Raw genomic sequence first — 19,038 nt, 5'->3', positions numbered from 1 at the left:
AAAGGCGCCTCCTTTGCGATTTTGGGAACCCCAATTAAGCAAATAAAGGGTTCCGTTTTCGGGTGCTTCCTTAATAAATGACACAAGAATTGACGTATGAATTGGCATACGTCTTTTTCTTTATTTATCAAGGTTTTTCCGGATTTTCCTTAACTTTGACATAGCAATTGACATCATTATTATGACGGACAATAAGTATTGTTTGATTATGTAATAAGATTAATGAGTAGTATTCTAATAAAATGCCACTCGTCATAAGATGTAATAAAGAAATAAATTGGTAAAAATTAACATATTTTATAATTAGAAAAATTATAGGGAGAAGTGAGTAAAGCGACAATAAAAAGGGAGTTACCTGACAATTATTATTTATTAGTTGAAGAATTACAAGCACTCTTAAAGAAATTCGGCTGCATAGAGAAAATGCAGTTTTTCGGAGTTAGAGCAATAATTACAGGTAATTATTATTATTGGAAATTAAGATATAATGGACAAAATTTATTAGTAAGGGTTCCTGATCAACCCTATAGCAAGAGAGACAAACGCGAAACCTATTTAGTAAGTTTCAGTAACTTTTTTAAAATTTATTGGTATTTTTCACCAACAAGGGAATTAAGGGAAATCACGATAACTGTTAAGGACTAACAGCTTATCAGTTTTTATCTGAAATGAATTATTATAAAACTGATGCTAAATTACTAGATTAAAGAAATACCGATAATAGTAATCTTATTAGTAATCTCAAAAAAAGGGTGCAGTTTACTTGAAGAAGGATTATTAGATTGTTAGGTGAATTTTAAAAGAGAGTAAATTGGAAGTGAATAAGTAAAGGAGAGATATTTATTGAAAAACTTTATTTGTGAAACTTGTGGAGTTCAGTATGAGAGTTCAATCGAAGCACCAAAACAATGTTTGATTTGCGAGGAAGAAAGACAATTTGTTAGTTCCAATGGTCAGGTGTGGACCACATTAGAAAAGCTGATAGAGGTGGGTACATATAGTAATATCATTAAGCTCCAGGAAGAAGGATTACATAGCATAAAGACTAATCCAAGTTTTGGAATCGGACAGACATCTTATCTTGTACAAGATAAGAATTACAACTTATTGTGGGATTGTATTACATATATTGATCAATCAACCATTTCCCATATTAATAAATTAGGCGGAATTGCTGCTATTGCTTTATCACATCCTCATTATTACTCTAGTCAAGTAGAATGGGCTGAAACATTCGATGCTCCAATTTACATTCACGAAGATGATAAAGAATGGGTGACTAGAACTAGCGAGAAAATCATTTTTTGGTCTGGAGAATCTCTAGAATTGCAGGAAGGTCTTATCCTTCAAAGAATTGGAGGACATTATAAAGGCGGTACTGTTTTAGAGTGGAAAAATGGAAGCAGTCAAAATGGAATTTTATTGAGTGGAGATATAGTACGTGTGGCTGCTGATCGTAAATGGGTGAGCTTTATGTATAGTTATCCTAACTTCATTCCTCTTCCCAGTGTAACAGTTGAAAGAATTGCAGATAGGGTAAATGATTTTACATTTAATCGATTATATGACGCATTTAATCTGATTATTAGAGAAGATGCAGATTTGATGGTTCAAAGGTCAGCAAAAAGGTATATTGAAGCACTAAATGGAACATTATTTAATACTTAATTTACTAATTTATTAGGAAAGCTTGAAGAACACATTTAACAGTAAAGTTAGTAAATATAGTTGACAAGGGGACTCCAGGGGCATGCTTTGCCAGCCGGGAAACCAGTTGGCAAAGACATCTCGCTTGCTAGCTAGGCTTTATGGCATCAATTTGCCAGTACTCCTTGATACTCTTCCTTACTTTCAAGAACACTTTTTGCGTAAGGACATACAGGAATAATATATAAGTTTTCATCTCTAGCATATTCTGCTATCTTGGTTACTAATTCTTTGCCTAATCCACGACCATTATGTCCCTCGTATACAACTGTATGGTTTACAATAATTAAATTTCTTCCATTTACATCTGTTCCGCTTGGGATAAATTGAATTCTTGCAATAATTTCATTAGATTCCTCAATATAGAATTCATTCTTGCCCATTTTAATTTCAGTCATTTCCACATTCTCCTAACTTTTTAGTTCTGTTTATTTTTGCTCATAAGTAAGTGCTCTGCTTGGACAAAGATCAATCACTTCCATGATTTTTTCAGTTGTTGCATTCTGTGGTGATACCCATGGTCTTTTCTGGGTATTGAATACACTTGGCAATCCCTTTACACATTCTGCTGCATGTTTGCAAATATTGGGTTTCCAATATATTTTGATACCTTCAGCTTCATAAGTTTTAATATTTTCGCTCATAATATCCTCCTCTAATCTAATTTAACAAAACTGTATGATGGGTTTTTACCAACAAACGAAGCCACTTGGCAGCAACATGATAAATTTTTGAAAAACAATATTAATTTAATAGTACTTTATGTTATGAGGAATCTCCAATTTGAGACGTATTATTTAAAATAAAAATATCAGGCTGAACTTATAATACGAAAGGGTGCATTCGTTTAAAATCGTAATTTATATTTTGAAATAGATGCATGTCCCTATCAAGGCTTTTCATTTATTCATATCCTAGTAATACTAGGGAGGAGATGAATAGCTGTGTTTAATGATCAAACAATATGTCAAGAGTTTGCTAGAATTATCGGTGGGCAAGAGGGTTTTGCGGGTGGTAAATGCGTAGCAACCATAAATCGAAATGAAATAAAAGCAATAATTTTAGGAAAACGTTTCAGAGTAACCTCTTCTTTCTCATTTGAATCAAGAGATAATCAGACTGGACGAGCATTATGCTTAGGTAGGGTTGCACTCTTGCAATTAGAAGTCGAGAATTTTGTTGCCTCCATTCTTAATCAAGGAATAATAGTTTCATCCGTACACAATGAGTGGTTTTTTGATGAACCTAATTTAATTTACGTTAATATCGAAACTGTTGATGATCCATTAGTTTTTGCAAGGAAAGTTAGAAGAGCGTTAAAGAGCCAGCAGTCGTAAGTGTTGAGGTTCAATTCAAAGGAGCTTAAGTTAAAGATGATGACCGTTGGGCGGTCATTTTTCTTTTGGTTTTTAGAGGAGGGAGATACTGTTACTTGAGAAGCCATTCATTTTGGTATTAAACAAAGGCTGACAGCCAAAGTGACATTAATGGGAAAAATGGGTATTAATTCTACATGCAAGACATAAAACTTAGTTAGGAATGAAAAATAGGCAAAATAGATGCTCGTATCCAGCCTCTAGCTAATCGTCTGCGTTTGACATGCAAATACTCAAAATATATAAAACAGTTACAATTAATGTAAGGAGCAGGATACATCTTGATTAATGAATTAAACATATACAATCAAGGCTTTCCTCAATATATTCCCCGAAAATTCATGAATAATTGGATTGAAGTAGGTTTATCTAACGATTTTTATTTTAAATTTTTCCTGACATATTGTGATAACAATTATTTAGGAGGATACCTTTCTCGAAATGCGTATAATACTTTATTTTGTGGACCAACATTAACAAATCAATCTTCACTTCAATATGGACTTAAAAATATTACTCCGAATGACTGTATAAATAATTGGGTTCAAATTGGCTTTGAAAATGCCCAATATCTACAATTTTATTTAACCTTTGCTAATGAGAATGACATCGGAGGTTTTTTACTACAGAAATCGATTAAAAAACTTGATTTCTCCATTGTTCATTATCAGGAATTTTTCGAAGAATATGAAAACCAATTTCATCCAATGCTAATCAATACCAATATTCAATTATCAAAAGAGGAGAAGACTAGGCGAATACAAGTTATTAGTGATGTTTACACTATACTTTTGGCACGTCTTTTGAAACGTGGGTTAGCTTCCAAAGAAGGTGGAAGAATTACCAATCATACTGAATTGCCTAACGCTGCTATAGATGATATTCAATATCTCTCAAATAAGCTATTACAACTTTATAAAGAATTTTTTAATGGTTTTCATGATCAGTCCAATTTCCTTCGATTTCATGAATGCTATGAATTATTTTACAACGGTGAAATTAGAGGATCAAAATATCCTGGACAAGGGCAGCCAGACTCCTCAGATGAATTTTTATTTTCAGAGTTCGCAATTCAAGCTATTGAACTAAACATAGATGTGGAAATTTGGCAAGAACTATTAAAAACATTTGTCAAATCTCAAGAAATTTTTATACAGGTGTATAGACCAAAAGGAATCGAAGTACCTACCTTAGAAGATTATACATTTAGCAATTTCCAATACTTTAAACAAGTTTCCCAAAAAGAAAAAGAAAGACTTAGAAAAAAGTACGATAATATGTCGTTTTATGAGTTAATACAAGCATACTCTAGAAACCTATTAAAAGCACAGTCTCCATGACCAAGCTAAGTAAATTAACGTTCCTTTTGAACGACTCTGAGAAAAATTTTACTTAAGTAAAAGGGGGCAAAAGCAAAACACTGAGTGGCTGCGGCTGCTCTTTTTTATTATTAACTAAAGGGGGAGGTTAATTTAAGTGTAATTAATCACAATCTGTATTATTAAATGTCCTTTTCCTCCACACAAAAAGACTCCCACTAGATAAAAAAGGAGAATGAATTCATTATGAAATCATCCCCTTAATAGTTTGAAAATGCTTATAGTGATATTACTCCTCAATGACTAGCTAAACGTTTTTCAAAATCCGCCTTAAACAACAGAATAGCATCAATATTTACAGCAAAATCGTGGTCACTGATATTAAAATTAGTAATAAACTCGTCAGACCTTTCACGAACCATAATTGTCGGACGGGCATTGTCTCCAATAGTGTCCTGAGTTACACCACTTCCATAAATATACCAGTTAGTTTCAGTAGGCTTATTTGCTGCATTTTTAGATAAGTCATTTTTTATTATTTCGCATAAATTATCCATAAAATCTTCATTAAGATTAATGGTTTTACCAAATTTACCATCAACAGATATTTCAGCATCACCATACCAAATATTCCTGCTTGTTCGCTTTCCGTCATTTGAAGTGTAAGTTTCATCAAACAAAATCTTCATTTTCATTACCACCCCGTTAAAGTACAATTTCTTCACACTATTATACACCAATTAGAATTTGCAAAATAGCTTGCTGTTAGTCTCTCTAAACTTATAAGAGTTAGGCAAGCTAACTTCATAGTAGGGTTCCTCCTAAAGTTGTGAGTTAGAGTGGTGTCTATACTCATACTATACTGAGGAGCCCTATTTTTTTCATAGTCGAAAAATAACGATCTACAGGTATGCTCTAACGGGGCTGTTTAGTTGAACAAATCTTTATATATATTAATGCTGTGATTATTGAAAACAATGTATTTAATTTAAAACCATAGAATAAGTATTAGGAGTGAAAAGTAGCTTTCCTATTTATTTTTCTTCTTGTTTCCTTTATTACGAAAACAGGAAATATCATATCTTGAACTTCTTTTTAAAATAGATTAAATTTCTTGCCTGCTTAAATAATACCCAAAGGTGATGGAACATGAAAAATCGAAAAAGAACAAAAATGATAAAAATACTAAGTGGTAACAGGGAAACTAGCTTAACCGTTCAAGTTGCAGATACAAAAAGAAAAATAAAAAAGGGCTTAATGTTTGTTGAAAAATTACCCGAAAACGAGGGGATGTTATTTGTGTTTTCAGAAAAAAGATATGGTGGCTTTTGGATGAAAAACACATTAATTCCTTTATCAATTGCATTTCTTGGTTCAGATGGGAAAATTCTAAAAATACTAGATATGGTGCCTTGTAAAGAGGATGAATGTCCTACTTATCATCCAGGACTTTCTTATTATTATGCTATTGAAGTGAATCTTGGATGGTTTGAAAAGAATCAAATCAAAGTAGGGGATATTGTAAAGCTTGATTAAAATCATCTCACCTTTATGAGTTCTTAAAGGTTAGGTGATTTTTTAATAGATATTTATGCTAATTTTACTGAACAGTTGTACTTAAACTAATAGAAATTGTTTTGATCGTCTGATTAAGATGGATGCCCTGTTGTTATAAGTTTTTTTCGCTGCGTATTTTATTGAGTAATACCCGGCAGCCAGCTGAAACAAGACGATAGGTTTCATCAAAATCACCTGTATAAAATGGATCGGGGATATCTTTCCTGTATCTGGTCAGGTCGAGCAGCCTAATGATCTTTGGATGATTAGGCTTTCCGGTTATCCTGTAAATATTTTTTATGTTGCTTTCGTCCATACCGATAATATAGTCGAATCTCCAAAAGTCTTCTTTCTTTAGTCGGCGTCCAACAAGCCCAGCAGAAGAGATATTGTATTTCTTCAAAATATCAAGAGTTCCTTCGTGTGGAGGGAAGCCGATTTGCCATGAACTGGTTGCAGCGGAATCAACTGCGATTTTGTTTGTCAAATTTTCTTTTTTGACTAAGTGACGAAACAGACCTTCAGCCATCGGTGAACGGCAAATATTCCCTAAGCATACAAATAAAACGTTGATCATGTACTTAACCCCTTTTAATTTTTTTCCCATTTTAATAGACTTTTTTGAAATGAATTATGTATTTTCAAAATAGTGGATTGGACAGGTGTGTTGTTTTACACACCTCCAGCCGTTATCAGGGTATTTTAATATTAATCTACTCCAGCGATGATAAGAAATAAACATAAAATGATTAGAGCAAATTCAGCTCAGTAAGCACCATCTGACATGTACAGTGCCTTCTTTTCATTCGTAATCACAAAGTATGAACAAAACAGAAATATGGAACGGCGCAAGTGATAATTTTAGAGACTGTTTCCCAAAATGGGGCAGGGGAGTGATATAAAAATAATTGGGAAATAAGGTTTCGGGATATAATAAAGAAAGCCGCCAATTGGCAGCCTAACGATTAATGTTGGACTTGCTTTTGGTGCTCCATTACCTTCTTGTGTGAAGGTAGGAAGAATGTACCGATGAGGTTAGCAATCCCAATAAAAAACAATTTTTTCTTAGAGAAGAAGAGATGAAAAGGTGAGAATCTTAACAATCGTGGAAAGCTCGTCACTCGACGAGCTTATTCTAATTGATCTCATCGTATAGGGAATACCGATATGATTCTATTTTTTTACTACCATCATTTAAAAATTCATTTTCGATTGTCCGCCGTCGACGTTTATACTGGCCCCGACTATCCAGGAAGCTTTTTCAGAAGCCAGGAAGGCAGCCACATTTGCGATTTCTTCAGGGGCGCCGAATCGGCCTGCGGGAATATCCTTTTTGACAAATTCTTTGATTTCCTCAGGATTCTCATTCATACGCCTTAGCCAATTGCCCGACTCATGCAAAATACTTCCAGGAGCAATGCTGTTGACTCTGATCCCATAGGGAATGATTTCGTCTGCCAAAGATTTCGTAAAACTGATGAGCGCAGCTTTGGCATTATTGTAGGTAATTTTTCCGCCACTTTCCCTTCCATAAACGGATGTAATATTAATGATCGAACCTGATATCTGATTTTTCATATGTTCAACGGCTAATTTACTTAAATGAACCGCGGAAAAATAATTCAGTTCCATTGCCTGATAAAAGAGATCCATGTCGGTTTCCATCGCTTTGCCCCCATTGCTGCCACCGGCATTATTGATGAGCACATCCAATGTTCCGTTTTGTTCGATAAAGGTGTGAATTAAGTTTTCCCGTTCCTCTGGATTGGTAAGATCGGCTTGATAAATAGATATCTTTCCACCAAGCTCGGCTTTTGCCCGTTCTAAAAAACCAAGGTCGCGGGCTGTGATCGTGACATTGGCTCCTTCCTCGACAAATACTTTAGTAATGGCTTTTCCGATTCCTTTCGAACCACCGGTAATGAGAACATTTTTACCTCTTAATTGCAAATCCATCAAACCTAACTCCTTTATGTAGATATTTTAAGATGCTATTTTCTATTTTAAAGTCTACTATAAAATACGATTCAGCACCTTGTTTTATCATAAACCTTATTCCAAGTTCTTTTTATGGCAAACTTTTATTAGTTCTGATCCAACAGAAATATTAGTGCGGATCAATAATATAAATATTTGAAGGATGATCTCTCGTTGGTCAAATTGGACGACATTCTTGGCCATCAAACAATTTGGCAGGCATGTAGACATTACAACCCTGCATCGTATTGACTTGGATGATTAAAGTGGAACAAAACATTGTTTCGTAATTCATTAGGATATCATTGTTCGAATAGTTATAAGATGTGTCCCATCGAAGTGGTTATTCGTTAGATTTAATGAAAAAGATAACAGTTTGTCTTCTTTGCATAGCCATGTGTACGGTTCTAGTGGTCTCATCTCATTTGAACCATGGGAACCGTCCCTCCGTCCAATAAGTTATGAAATTCCCAGCCCATAACCTATTGGAAACATACTTATTATAGGATATAATTTTTTCCTATGATATTTTATAATAATGTTTATAGAGTCTATTTTTGGAGGGGTTTTGGCACCTAACCGTGCCGCCGCGAGGCCCGCCTCACAGCCCGCATGGCCGGCACCCTGAAGAGGTACTCTTTATTAAAGGTGATAAAATACCTCATTTATCATACGGAAATCAAGTTGAGTTTGCCTATTTTAAGGTTAAACCATGGAAATCGTTGGGCAAATCTATCCGCCCGGTCCAATATGGAATAAGTATCTATATCATGACTACATTAAACACACTAAAATATTCCAATGAACTTCCAGAACTGTTTATGAAATCTAAAGAGGAAGTAACCTTATGGAGGATGTTAAGAAGAATTTCTAACCAAGTAAAAGTTCATTTAGACGAAGAGCACCTTGATAATGCTAGTAATATTACCTACCTTAATCTAAAAAATATTGACATTCATATTGATCATTCAAAAAATGAACTTTCCATTGAAAATTCTTTTAGTGAGAAAAAGTTGGATATAAAACTTCTAAATAATAATCCATCTATGGTGTTTAAGGAAATATTAACAATGGTAGAAGAGTAAATGCATAAGATAAAGGTTGTTCTAACGGTTACTTGAAATAGCGCCAATTAATTGTTGAGGAAAGATTTGTTTACCTTATTTTTTTAACAAATCGAGCTGTATAAGGAGAGTACTTCATTGGATTGAAAAGATAAGGATGCGAAATTTGTCGATAAACAGATGAAAAAATAAAAGAAATAGTTTATAATCATCTAGTCATAGAAAATTATATAAATCGCATCAGCGATAAAGAGGTTCTAGCCCCCCTCATTAAAAAAACTAAGATGAAGCAGTACTTCTATCTTGGGGTACTGTTTTTTCTATTTGAAAGGAAGTTACGAGAAAAATGTTGAAAAACGAGAAGGCAATTGTTGTGTTTAGTGGTGGACAAGATAGCACCACTTGTTTATTTTGGGCCTTAAAACAATTTAAAGAAGTAGAAGTTGTTACGTTTGATTACAATCAAAGGCATAGCTTAGAAATTGAGTGTGCCAAAAATATAGCAAATGAACTTGGTGTCAAACACCATATTTTAGATATGTCATTATTAAATCAACTTGCACCTAATGCGTTAACACGTTCAGATATTGAGGTAACAGAGGGTGGCGAAGGGGAACTTCCTTCGACATTTGTCCCTGGTCGTAATCTGTTATTCCTGACGTTCGCAGGTGTTTTAGCTCGCCAGGTTGGAGCAAAGCACTTAGTGACCGGTGTGTGTGAAACAGATTTCAGCGGCTACCCAGATTGTCGAGATATCTTTATCAAATCACTGAATGTAACTTTGAATCTATCCATGGACGATACTTTTGTCATTCATACGCCATTAATGTGGATCAACAAAGCACAAACATGGGCGCTAGCGGATGAATTAGGTGCATTGGATTATGTTCGTGAAAAAACATTAACATGCTACAACGGTGTGATTGCCGACGGGTGCGGCGAATGCCCGGCGTGTGTATTACGTAAAAGAGGGCTCGAAGACTTTTTAAACGGGAGGTTTTAACCGATGGGTTTTAGAATCGTCGATAAACTTCAGAAAATAAATGAGGATATTCATCCACATCAATTAAAATATCATTCAAAACGTGTACTCGTGAGCAAAGAATTTACTTTCGATGCTTCGCACCACTTGCATTGCTATGAAGGGAAATGCAAGAACTTGCATGGTCACACGTACCACGTTATTTTCGGCATCAGCGGTTTTGTTGATGATCGCGGCCTAATGATTGACTTTGGTGATATTAAAGAGATTTGGAAAAATGAAATTGAAATATTCCTTGATCATCAATACCTAAATGAAACCCTTCCATTCATGAATACAACCGCGGAAAACATGGTGGTATGGATTTATGAGAAAATGAAGGAAGCGTTAGCTACAGAAGAGCGGATGGATCAATATCGTGGGGCACGAGTGGAATTTGTCCGTCTGTTTGAAACGCCAACCAGCTATGCTGAAGCGAGAAGGGAGTGGATGGAGGAATGAGTAAGATTCCTGTGTTAGAAATTTTTGGCCCAACCATCCAAGGAGAAGGCATGGTTATTGGTCAAAAGACGATGTTTGTGCGGACGGCCGGCTGCGATTATTCGTGCAGCTGGTGTGATTCTGCCTTTACATGGGATGGCAGTGCCAAAGATGATATTCAGCAAATGACAGCTGAAGAAATTTGGACTGAATTAAAAAGAGTCGGCGGCGATAATTTCTCTTTTGTGACGATTTCAGGAGGAAATCCGGCGCTACTGAAAAATCTAGATGTGTTTATCGATTTATTAAAAGAAAAAGAGATCAAAATTGGCATCGAAACACAAGGCAGCAGATGGCAAGACTGGTTCGTCAACGTCGATGAACTCACGATTTCACCGAAGTCGCCAAGTTCAAAAATGGTAACGAATTTTGAAATCTTAGATTCTATTTTTCAAAATTTAAAAGATCGTGATTTTAAACATCAAGTGAGTCTAAAAGTCGTGATTTTTGATGAGGCCGATCTTGAGTATGCGAAAAAGGTTCATAACCGCTACGCGGATATTCCTTTTTATCTTCAGGTTGGGAACGATGATATCACGAATGTGAATAATAATGAATTGATTCAAAAACTACTGATGAAATATGAGTGGTTAGTTAATTGTGTGGTTTTGGACCCTCAATTGAATGATGTAAAAGTTTTACCGCAATTACATGCCCTTCTTTGGGGAAATAAGCGAGGCGTGTAAGGTTACAAAGAGAGTAGGGATAGAATGAGAATCCTCTTGTATTTAATATCAATCGTTACCGCGAACGTGGTTACGGCTGCGATTGCGCCACTGCAAATGGGGATGTTTATAGTTCCGATGGGAACATTGTTTATTGGAGCTACGTTTATTTTCCGAGACTTGGTTCAAAACAAATATGGTAGAAAAAAGACTTATATTTTCATAGCAACAGCCTTATTATTATCAGCTGTTGTGTCATTCATACTAGGGGATACCCTAATTATCGTGTTAGCTTCGGCGCTTTCATTTGTCGTGGCAGAAACGACAGATACAGAAATTTATACCAGATTGAACCTGCCAATGAGCTGGAGAGTGTTTTATAGTGGCATCGTTGGCGGCTTACTTGATTCCGTCATCTTCGTTATTATCGGCCTCAGCCCGGTAGGAGCAAATTTCCTACCATGGGAAGCCGTTCCAGCAGCGATCCTTGGACAAGTCATTGTGAAAACGATTATCCAGGGTATCGCAGCAGTAATTTTAAGCCAGGTAACTAACTCAACGAATCATAATGCACTGTTAAAATAATATTAGAAAAAAAGCTCCAAACCAAGTCCATTCGGTTTGGAGCTTTTTCACATTTGATGCTCGTATGAAAAATTTTATTAGAAAAATGTGTATAATAAAATAAAATATATTCTATTTTCTTTCATAATAGGTAAAGGGAGAATACATAGACATCTTTGAAAGGGGATACATATTCTTGAATGAAAAATATCTAGATTTATTGGCCCAAAAATATGATAGTGCAGAAAAAGTGGTAACAGAAATTATTAATCTAGAATCCATTCTAAATCTACCAAAGGGGACTGAACATTTTGTCAGTGATTTACATGGAGAGTATCAAGCCTTTCAACATGTATTAAGAAATGGGTCAGGGAAGGTAAAAGAGAAAATCAATGACCTGTTTCAATATATCTTATCGGAAAACCAAAGAAATGAATTTGCCACATTAATCTATTACCCAGAAGAAAAACTTCAGCTAATAAAAAATCATTTTTATAATGAACTAGAATTAAATCAATGGTATAAAGAAATGATTGAGCGGATGATTATGCTCATCTCTTATGCCTCCTCTAAATACACACGCTCTAAGTTACGGAAAGCTTTGCCGAATCAGTTTGTCTATATCATTGAAGAGCTGCTTTACAAAAAAAATGATTCCACCAATAAGGACGACTATTATTCAAAAATTGTCCAGCAAATTATCTCTTTAGGCCAGGCAGATAAGCTGATTATAGGGCTTGCCTATACGACGCATAGATTAGTGGTTGACCATCTTCATGTTGTGGGTGATATCTACGATCGTGGACCCAAACCCGATAAAATTATCGATACCCTAATCGATTACCATTCAGTTGATATTCAGTGGGGTAACCACGATGTCCTATGGATAGGGGCCTATGCTGGATCAAAGGTGTGTTTGGCTAATATTATTCGTATTTGTGCGAGATACGACAATTTAGATATTATTGAAGACGTTTACGGAATCAATCTTAGGCCATTACTTAATCTAGCGGAAAAGTACTATGGAGACAATCCAGCCTTTAGACCAAAGGTCCATTCCGACAAAAAACTAACTGATCATGAACAATTGCAAATTACAAAAATCCATCAAGCGATTGCGATGATTCAATTCAAACTTGAAATGCCTATAATCAAACGACGCCCCTATTTTAATATGTCTGAAAGGCTCTTACTTGAGAAAATTGATTATGATAAGAACGAAATTACGATACATGGGAAAACCTACCCTCTAGAAAATAGTTGCTTTGCTACCGTTAATCCAATGCAGCCAGATCAATTATTAGAGGAAGAAAACCAAGTGATCGAAAAATTGTTATTTTCCGTTCAGCATTCCGAAAAGCTGGCTAGACATATGAAGTTCCTAATGAAAAAAGGCAGCCTTTATTTGAAGTATAACGGAAACTTATTAATTCATGGCTGTATTCCTTTAGATGAAGAAGGAAATATGGAAAAAATGACGATTGAAAACAAAACGCATGCTGGACGTGAATTACTGGATACCTTTGAATATTATTTACGGCATGCTTTTGAACATCCGGAAAACACAGATGACCTTGCAACAGATATGGTTTGGTATTTGTGGACCGGAGAATACTCCTCTCTGTTTGGAAAAAGAGAGATGACCACCTTTGAACGATACTTTATTAAGGATAAGGGAACGCACAAAGAGGGAAAGAACCCTTATTATTATTTACGTGAGAAGGAAGAAATTTGTAAAAAACTACTAACTGAATTTGATCTCGACCCTGAGCAGGGCCATATTATCAATGGCCATACGCCAGTAAAAGAAATTGAGGGAGAGAATCCTATCAAAGCGAATGGAAGAATGATTGTCATCGATGGCGGGTTCTCCAAACCATATCAATCGGTAACCGGTATAGCAGGATACACGTTACTATATAATTCCTACGGTATGCAATTGGTGGCCCATAAACAGTTTCATTCCAAAGAAGATGTATTAGGTGACGGAACGGATGTCTTATCTGTCAAAAGATTAGTGGATAAAGAACTGGTGAGAAAAAAGGTTCGAGAAACGAATATTGGTAAAGAACTTTTACAGGAAATTTCCATTTTGAATAGTTTAAGGGAGTATCGATATCAGAAATAGAGCGGATTGTAGGTTTTCTTCATTCTTTTTGTATAATATAAGAAGAGAAAATAAACTAGAAAAGGTGATAATATGAGTGAATTATCAGAGTTCTTATCCAAAAATCATACTAGCAATGTCGAGGAATTAAAAGAATTGCTCCGGATTCCAAGTATCAGTTCCTTATCCGAGCATAAAGAGGACATTCAAAAAGCAGCTTCATGGATTGCCAATGAATTAGAAAGCATTGGACTGGAACATGTTGAAATCGTCCAGACAAAAGGTCATCCGATTATCTATGCAGACTGGCTTCATCAGGAAAACGCTCCAACAGTCTTAGTGTACGGCCATTATGACGTACAGCCCGTTGACCCTGTTCATTTATGGGAAACGCCTCCCTTTGAGCCAACAATCCGTGATGAAAAGATCTTTGCCAGAGGGGCAACCGACGACAAAGGGCAGACGTTCTTACATATTAAAGCAGTGGAAACACTTTTGAAATTAGAAGGTAAATTACCGGTCAACGTTAAATTCTGCATCGAAGGAGAAGAAGAAATCGGAAGTCCTAATCTTCCGCCATACTTATCCGAGAATAAAGAAAAATTATCCTGTGATGTGGTCGTTATTTCCGATTCTGATATGTGGGACAGAGGCGTCCCTGCCATCACCTATTCTTTAAGAGGTCTTTGTTCACTGGAATTTACTATAAAAACCGCTAATTCTGATTTGCACTCGGGCATGTTTGGCGGTGGAGTCCAAAACGCCAACCATTTATTGGTACAACTGCTTTCGACCCTTCATGATGCAAATGGAAAAGTTAATGTTGACCATTTTTATGATGATGTTGTGGAACTCACTGATTTTGAAAAAGAACAAATTAAAGCCTTGGGTTTTGATGAAGAAAAGCTAAAAAAATCATTAGGTTTAACAGATTTAACCGGAGGGGAAAACAATTTCCCATACCCTGAGAAAATCAGTTCCCGGCCAACATTAGAAATAAACGGATTATGGGGCGGATTTCAAGGAGAAGGAACAAAAACGGTCATCCCGAATGAGGCGCATGCCAAAATCACTTGCCGTCTAGTCCACAATCAAAATCCTGAAAAAATACAGGGATTGATCAAAAACCATCTTGAGGAACATGCTCCAAAGGGATGTACGGTACAAGTGTCTCTTGGCGATACAGGTAACCCATTTTTAACGCCAATCGACAGTCCGATGATTCAAAAAGCAGCCGAAGCCTATGAAAACGTCTATGGGAAAGCACCTGTATACAAAAGAGAAGGCGGTTCGATTCCGATTGTATCAGATTTCAACCAATCACTTAATGTACCTGTTGTCTTAATGGGATTCGGTTTGCCAGATGAAAATCTTCATGCTCCAAACGAACACTTTAACTTAGAAAACTTTGATAAAGGTATCTTAACCATTTGTTCCTTTTTAGAGCTTCTTAATAAATAAAATGGTGCCTGTCACTACCTAAGGGTGGTGACAGGCATTTTTATTTTCTTTGACGGTTGTAAAATAATTTTCTTCAAAATGAACTATTAAAACTGAGTTTGAAGGATACGGTGAAGTTAAGTGAATCTAAGGATTATCATCAAATGATTTGTTCCAGCATTCAGGATCTAACAAGGAGAGAAATGGTTCGTTAAGGTCATACAATGATACCGCCGTAAAAATGATTTCCAACACCTTTGCTGAAATAATTTACAAAGAAAACGTCTTTCACACAAAATATGCTAGAAATTCAACGAAATTGCAAAAAACGGCTTCAAAAATCATTTTTGAAGCCGTTTTTTGACGTTTCGCATTAAAAATGGCCTCAAAAATGATTTTTGGTGATTCGCTTTACCACACCGAACTCGTTATCTTTGAAGTACGGAAAATGAGGACTTTTACATAAAGTCCGCGTAAGGACAAGGGGAAGAAAGTTGTCATAAAATATGCAGATTTTCATGAAAAACACCTGACCATTTTCTTCATTTGTCCATATATCAAGGATGAGGGATCTTATTTAAAGAAAGGTAGTGGCTGCAGATGGCAAAGTTTAGAATGGTACGTACTGATTTTTGGAAGAATCCAATTGTTTCAGAAGAAATGACTCCGGAGGACAAATTTTTCTGTCTTTATCTTGTTACGAATCCAAATACGACTCAAATTGGAATCTATAAAATTACGAAAAAACAAATGGCTTTTGATTTGGGTTATTCAGATGAGAGTGTTAATTCGCTAATGGTACGATTCATCGAGCACCACAAATTGATTCGTTACAATCCTGAAACGAGAGAACTGGCGTTAAAAAACTGGGGGAAATACAACCTGGATAAAGGTGGGAAACCGATGATGGATTGTATTTTTTCCGAGTTACAGGATGTGGAGGATCTCTCACTTATTCAGTATGTCTCGGAAGCTATTCAAAAACAGGAAATTCGCAACCTATTTGAAGCCTTTTGTAAAAAGGAAGAAATTCTTTTCAGCAAGGAAGTTAACGACCAAGTCGAAAATGATACATATCAAGATCCTGAAAGTGAAGAGTTAGACGATACGTTTACGAATCGTTATACGATAGGGGGACAAAAAGAAGAAAAAGAGAAAGAAAAAGAAAAACAACAACAAGAATCTTTTCATCCAAATGTAGAGAAAAATCTAGGCATCGAGAATCCATTAGAGAGTAATCAAAAAGATGTGAAAGAAATAGTTGAGTTTTGGGACTACAATGGATTTGGTTTTTCGAACGTGAATGCAAAACAGCAGCTGTTAGCTTGGTTAGGCGATTCTAGCTTTTTACAGCCGAAAGATGTGATCTTAAAAGCGATGAATATAGCGTGTGCCAATAACAAGCGAAGGCTGAGTTATGTCATTGGGATTCTGAAAAACTGGGAAAATGAATCCTTACTAACCGTAGAAGAAATTGACTCCTTTCATGAGAAGCAAACATCCGTAACAAAACAAAGGAGATCAACCGAATCGGTTCCTGCTGGAAGGCCGATTCCAGGTAAATTTAAACTTGACCTTACGGCAGGTGAAGATTGGTGAGTATGGCTGAAAAAGCTTTCTTAGGCAGCTTGATGAAGGCGGAGTACTTACTGAAGGATACCGTCATTCGACCTGAACAGCTAGAGAGTATGCTGCATAAAGAAATAATGCGGAGAATGCTGGAGTTGAACCAATCTGGCAGGAATATTGATTTAATTACTTTAACAACTTTACCTGATCTAGAGGCATTGGGTGGAATTTCCTACCTTTCGGAGCTGCTATCGTATGCGGATCCAGAAAAATTCGAAGGAACAGAGAAGCTTATTCTAGATCTTTGGAAGGAACGGGAAAAGAGAAACATCTTAACCGTTGCTGCTATGAATGATTGGGAGATTGCTAAAGTTATAGCCGAATTGGATAAAATTAACCAAATGAAAGTAGAGGATCACACGTCCTTACAGGAAGCGATGTCGTTTATCTATGAGGCACCCTGGGAAGATCTAAATACGTTGAAAAGTGCACCAACGGGAATTCCCATTTACAAGTAACGGAAATACATATTCACCATTTACTAGCAGAACAGAAAATCTCATTAAAGGACAACATTTCCAAAATAGACTTAAATCAAGCAAATCATCAGAAAGTAGCAGAAATGATTCAAACAAATCTATTAGGTTTTAAGAGGATGTGGATCTACTCTTTGAAGATGAACAAGAATGGCTTTGTATTTATCTATGCATCCAACAAGCAAGAAGCCATCCAGTTCTATACCACAACCTTTCATCAAACTCCATTGAACTGTAACGAATATTCGCTAGATTTCCAGCTTTCTAGAGGAAATGAGGTGATTTCGTTTCGGGACATGAGGATGGAATTCAGTAGTTTTCCAGCTATAGCGGGTTATTTTAAGAGGGATATATGAAAATGAAAGAGATGGAACAATCCCGTATTTTGTTAAAAAATACGATATTGTATGATTATCAGCGTTTAGAAATACCACAGTCAGGCTGATTTAACATCGTGGACACCAATATCGGCCTGACATGTTTTATAGAAGAAATATTACTTATGACAAAGCCTTAAATTTCTTATACCTCAGCTCATTTATCATATGGGTTGAGGTTATATTTATTTGGTGTGAATTATGAATGAAAGAAAAGAGTTACTAACTCGAATGTAAAAGGACATCAGTTACATTGGTTCAACAAATACTTCTCCTTCATGTCGCCATTACTATTCAAATCAAACGGTGTAAACTGGTTAAGCCCTGTTTCATTCATATTGATCAGAATCTTATTACATAAAAAAACTTCTCTTTTAAGATCCTATATCTGTATAATAGATATGTCGATTTTAGTAATAAGAAATAACATTTCTAAGGATGAAAATTTTTTATTGGTCAGGCAGCTTGGCATCTTGACATCTTATTCTGAATTGTTAGAATATTAAGAAGAGGGGAAATTTTATAATGGCACTTAAAAACATCAAAAAAACGGAAAAGTTATATGTTCGAATTGCAGAACAAATTAATCAATCGATCTTAGATGGGACCTTTAAACCAGGAACAAAACTTCCAGCGGAGCGTGAAATTGCAGAACAATTAGGTGTTAGCCGTCCATCAGTTCGAGAAGCCCTTGCAGTTCTTGAAATTTTGGGTGTAATTGATATTAAAGTGGGAGACGGCTCCTATGTAAAAGGAAATACGAGTAATTTTACGTTAGAAGTAAATGACCTAAAAAAATCGGCGCCTTTTGAATTAGTGGAAGCGCGTCGGTTCATTGAGCCACTAGTAGTAGAACTTGCTGTAGAGCGGGCCACGAATACTCAAATTGCTATTTTACAAGAGACTACTGAGGTAATGAGGAAGCATATCGATGATAATATGGAGGAATTTTTTACTCAAGGGGTAAAGTTTCATACAGAATTAGGAAACGCATCGAATAATGAGGTTTTGTCAAAGATTGTTGAACAATTAGTCCATCCCGATGTTCACCCTATTTGGAAACTATTAAATCAAAAAGCATTAGTTTCAAAGGAAGCTAGGTTACATCAAATTGAAGAACATGAAGAAATTATTGAGGCTATTAAAACCAAGAATAAAGATCTTGCGAAGAAAGCGGTTGCACATCATTTAAAACATTTAGAGGAATTATTATTATTCTAAAGTTTTTATAAATGGTGATTAAATATGAATTTTAAAA

The 19,038-nt window shown here is 35.7% G+C and carries 20 protein-coding genes and 1 pseudogene; 15 read left to right on the top strand and 6 right to left on the bottom strand.

Annotated features, from left to right (window positions below; all coding sequences use genetic code 11):
* Nucleotides 1–324: 324 nt before the first annotated feature.
* Together ABES02_RS16375 and ABES02_RS16370 are read left to right on the top strand one after the other, a co-directional pair.
* Nucleotides 325–645, top strand: a complete 321-nt coding sequence (locus ABES02_RS16375; protein WP_430136964.1) for a hypothetical protein — start codon at nucleotides 325–327, stop codon at nucleotides 643–645.
* A gap of 198 nt (nucleotides 646–843) precedes the next feature.
* Nucleotides 844–1,668, top strand: a complete 825-nt coding sequence (locus ABES02_RS16370; protein WP_430136962.1) for an MBL fold metallo-hydrolase — start codon at nucleotides 844–846, stop codon at nucleotides 1,666–1,668.
* A gap of 146 nt (nucleotides 1,669–1,814) precedes the next feature.
* On the opposite strand, the gene ABES02_RS16365 is transcribed toward ABES02_RS16370, so the two are convergent.
* Nucleotides 1,815–2,105, bottom strand: a complete 291-nt coding sequence (locus ABES02_RS16365; RefSeq protein ID WP_430136959.1) for a GNAT family N-acetyltransferase — start codon at nucleotides 2,103–2,105, stop codon at nucleotides 1,815–1,817.
* 30 nt (nucleotides 2,106–2,135) lie between these two features.
* Nucleotides 2,136–2,351 (bottom strand): (4Fe-4S)-binding protein, encoded by a 216-nt coding sequence (locus ABES02_RS16360; RefSeq protein ID WP_430136957.1) that lies wholly within the window; start codon nucleotides 2,349–2,351, stop codon nucleotides 2,136–2,138.
* 300 nt (nucleotides 2,352–2,651) lie between these two features.
* On the opposite strand from ABES02_RS16360, the gene ABES02_RS16355 reads away from it, so the two are divergent.
* Complete coding sequence (locus ABES02_RS16355; protein WP_430136954.1) at nucleotides 2,652–3,044, top strand: DUF1259 domain-containing protein; 393 nt, start codon at nucleotides 2,652–2,654, stop codon at nucleotides 3,042–3,044.
* Nucleotides 3,045–3,364: 320 nt separating this feature from the next.
* On the top strand, nucleotides 3,365–4,423 hold the full coding sequence (locus tag ABES02_RS16350) for a hypothetical protein (RefSeq protein WP_430136952.1): 1,059 nt from the start codon (nucleotides 3,365–3,367) through the stop codon (nucleotides 4,421–4,423).
* 275 nt (nucleotides 4,424–4,698) lie between these two features.
* Here the strand turns inward: ABES02_RS16350 and ABES02_RS16345 are convergent, their stop codons facing one another.
* Entirely contained in the window at nucleotides 4,699–5,091 is a 393-nt protein-coding gene (locus tag ABES02_RS16345; protein WP_430136950.1) for a hypothetical protein, read from the bottom strand.
* 460 nt (nucleotides 5,092–5,551) lie between these two features.
* Here ABES02_RS16345 and ABES02_RS16340 point away from each other — a divergent pair, with 460 nt between their 5' ends.
* Nucleotides 5,552–5,938, top strand: coding sequence for a DUF192 domain-containing protein (locus tag ABES02_RS16340; protein WP_430136947.1), 387 nt, complete (start codon nucleotides 5,552–5,554; stop codon nucleotides 5,936–5,938).
* Nucleotides 5,939–6,071: 133 nt separating this feature from the next.
* Here the strand turns inward: ABES02_RS16340 and ABES02_RS16335 are convergent, their stop codons facing one another.
* The 3 genes and pseudogenes from ABES02_RS16335 to ABES02_RS16325 form a co-directional block, all read right to left on the bottom strand.
* Complete coding sequence (locus tag ABES02_RS16335; RefSeq protein ID WP_430136944.1) at nucleotides 6,072–6,536, bottom strand: low molecular weight protein-tyrosine-phosphatase; 465 nt, start codon at nucleotides 6,534–6,536, stop codon at nucleotides 6,072–6,074.
* 617 nt (nucleotides 6,537–7,153) lie between these two features.
* Entirely contained in the window at nucleotides 7,154–7,915 is a 762-nt protein-coding gene (locus ABES02_RS16330) for an SDR family NAD(P)-dependent oxidoreductase (RefSeq protein ID WP_430136942.1), read from the bottom strand.
* A 480-nt stretch (nucleotides 7,916–8,395) separates the two neighbouring features.
* Nucleotides 8,396–8,533: pseudogene (locus ABES02_RS16325) on the bottom strand (hypothetical protein); the annotation flags it as partial.
* Between ABES02_RS16325 and ABES02_RS16320 the strand changes: the two are divergent.
* The 10 genes from ABES02_RS16320 (at nucleotide 8,494) to ABES02_RS16275 (ending at nucleotide 19,001) form a co-directional block, all read left to right on the top strand.
* On the top strand, nucleotides 8,494–9,021 hold the full coding sequence (locus tag ABES02_RS16320) for a hypothetical protein (protein ID WP_430136940.1): 528 nt from the start codon (nucleotides 8,494–8,496) through the stop codon (nucleotides 9,019–9,021). The pseudogene ABES02_RS16325 and the gene ABES02_RS16320 overlap by 40 nt on opposite strands.
* 325 nt (nucleotides 9,022–9,346) lie before the next feature.
* The gene (queC, locus tag ABES02_RS16315) at nucleotides 9,347–10,003 is read left to right on the top strand and encodes a 7-cyano-7-deazaguanine synthase QueC (RefSeq protein ID WP_430136937.1); all 657 of its coding nucleotides are present in this window, start codon (nucleotides 9,347–9,349) and stop codon (nucleotides 10,001–10,003) included.
* A 3-nt stretch (nucleotides 10,004–10,006) separates the two neighbouring features.
* Nucleotides 10,007–10,483, top strand: coding sequence for a 6-carboxytetrahydropterin synthase QueD (gene queD / locus ABES02_RS16310; protein ID WP_430136934.1), 477 nt, complete (start codon nucleotides 10,007–10,009; stop codon nucleotides 10,481–10,483).
* Entirely contained in the window at nucleotides 10,480–11,208 is a 729-nt protein-coding gene (gene queE / locus ABES02_RS16305; RefSeq protein WP_430136932.1) for a 7-carboxy-7-deazaguanine synthase QueE, read from the top strand. Before queD ends, queE begins: the two co-directional genes overlap by 4 nt.
* Before the next feature lie 24 nt (nucleotides 11,209–11,232).
* Nucleotides 11,233–11,772 carry a VUT family protein gene (locus ABES02_RS16300; RefSeq protein WP_430136930.1) on the top strand — a complete coding sequence of 180 codons (540 nt, stop codon included), beginning with the start codon at nucleotides 11,233–11,235 and terminating at the stop codon, nucleotides 11,770–11,772.
* A 175-nt stretch (nucleotides 11,773–11,947) separates the two neighbouring features.
* A complete protein-coding gene (locus ABES02_RS16295; RefSeq protein WP_430136927.1) occupies nucleotides 11,948–13,879 on the top strand; it encodes a fructose-1,6-bisphosphatase in 1,932 nt (643 codons plus the stop codon).
* A 72-nt stretch (nucleotides 13,880–13,951) separates the two neighbouring features.
* Nucleotides 13,952–15,319, top strand: a complete 1,368-nt coding sequence (locus ABES02_RS16290) for a dipeptidase (protein ID WP_430136924.1) — start codon at nucleotides 13,952–13,954, stop codon at nucleotides 15,317–15,319.
* Between the two features lie 579 nt (nucleotides 15,320–15,898).
* Nucleotides 15,899–16,897: a DnaD domain protein gene (locus ABES02_RS16285; protein ID WP_430136921.1), complete on the top strand. Its 999-nt coding sequence runs from the start codon at nucleotides 15,899–15,901 to the stop codon at nucleotides 16,895–16,897.
* A gap of 2 nt (nucleotides 16,898–16,899) precedes the next feature.
* The gene (locus ABES02_RS16280; RefSeq protein ID WP_430137105.1) at nucleotides 16,900–17,385 is read left to right on the top strand and encodes a DnaB-like helicase N-terminal domain-containing protein; all 486 of its coding nucleotides are present in this window, start codon (nucleotides 16,900–16,902) and stop codon (nucleotides 17,383–17,385) included.
* Nucleotides 17,386–18,305: 920 nt separating this feature from the next.
* Nucleotides 18,306–19,001, top strand: a complete 696-nt coding sequence (locus ABES02_RS16275) for a FadR/GntR family transcriptional regulator (protein WP_430136919.1) — start codon at nucleotides 18,306–18,308, stop codon at nucleotides 18,999–19,001.
* Nucleotides 19,002–19,038 lie beyond the last annotated feature (37 nt).

This window comes from Neobacillus pocheonensis (assembly GCF_050477905.1).
Taxonomy (GTDB): Bacteria; Bacillota; Bacilli; order Bacillales; family Cytobacillaceae; genus Neobacillus; species Neobacillus pocheonensis_A.
This window is presented reverse-complemented; position numbering and strand designations above follow the sequence as displayed.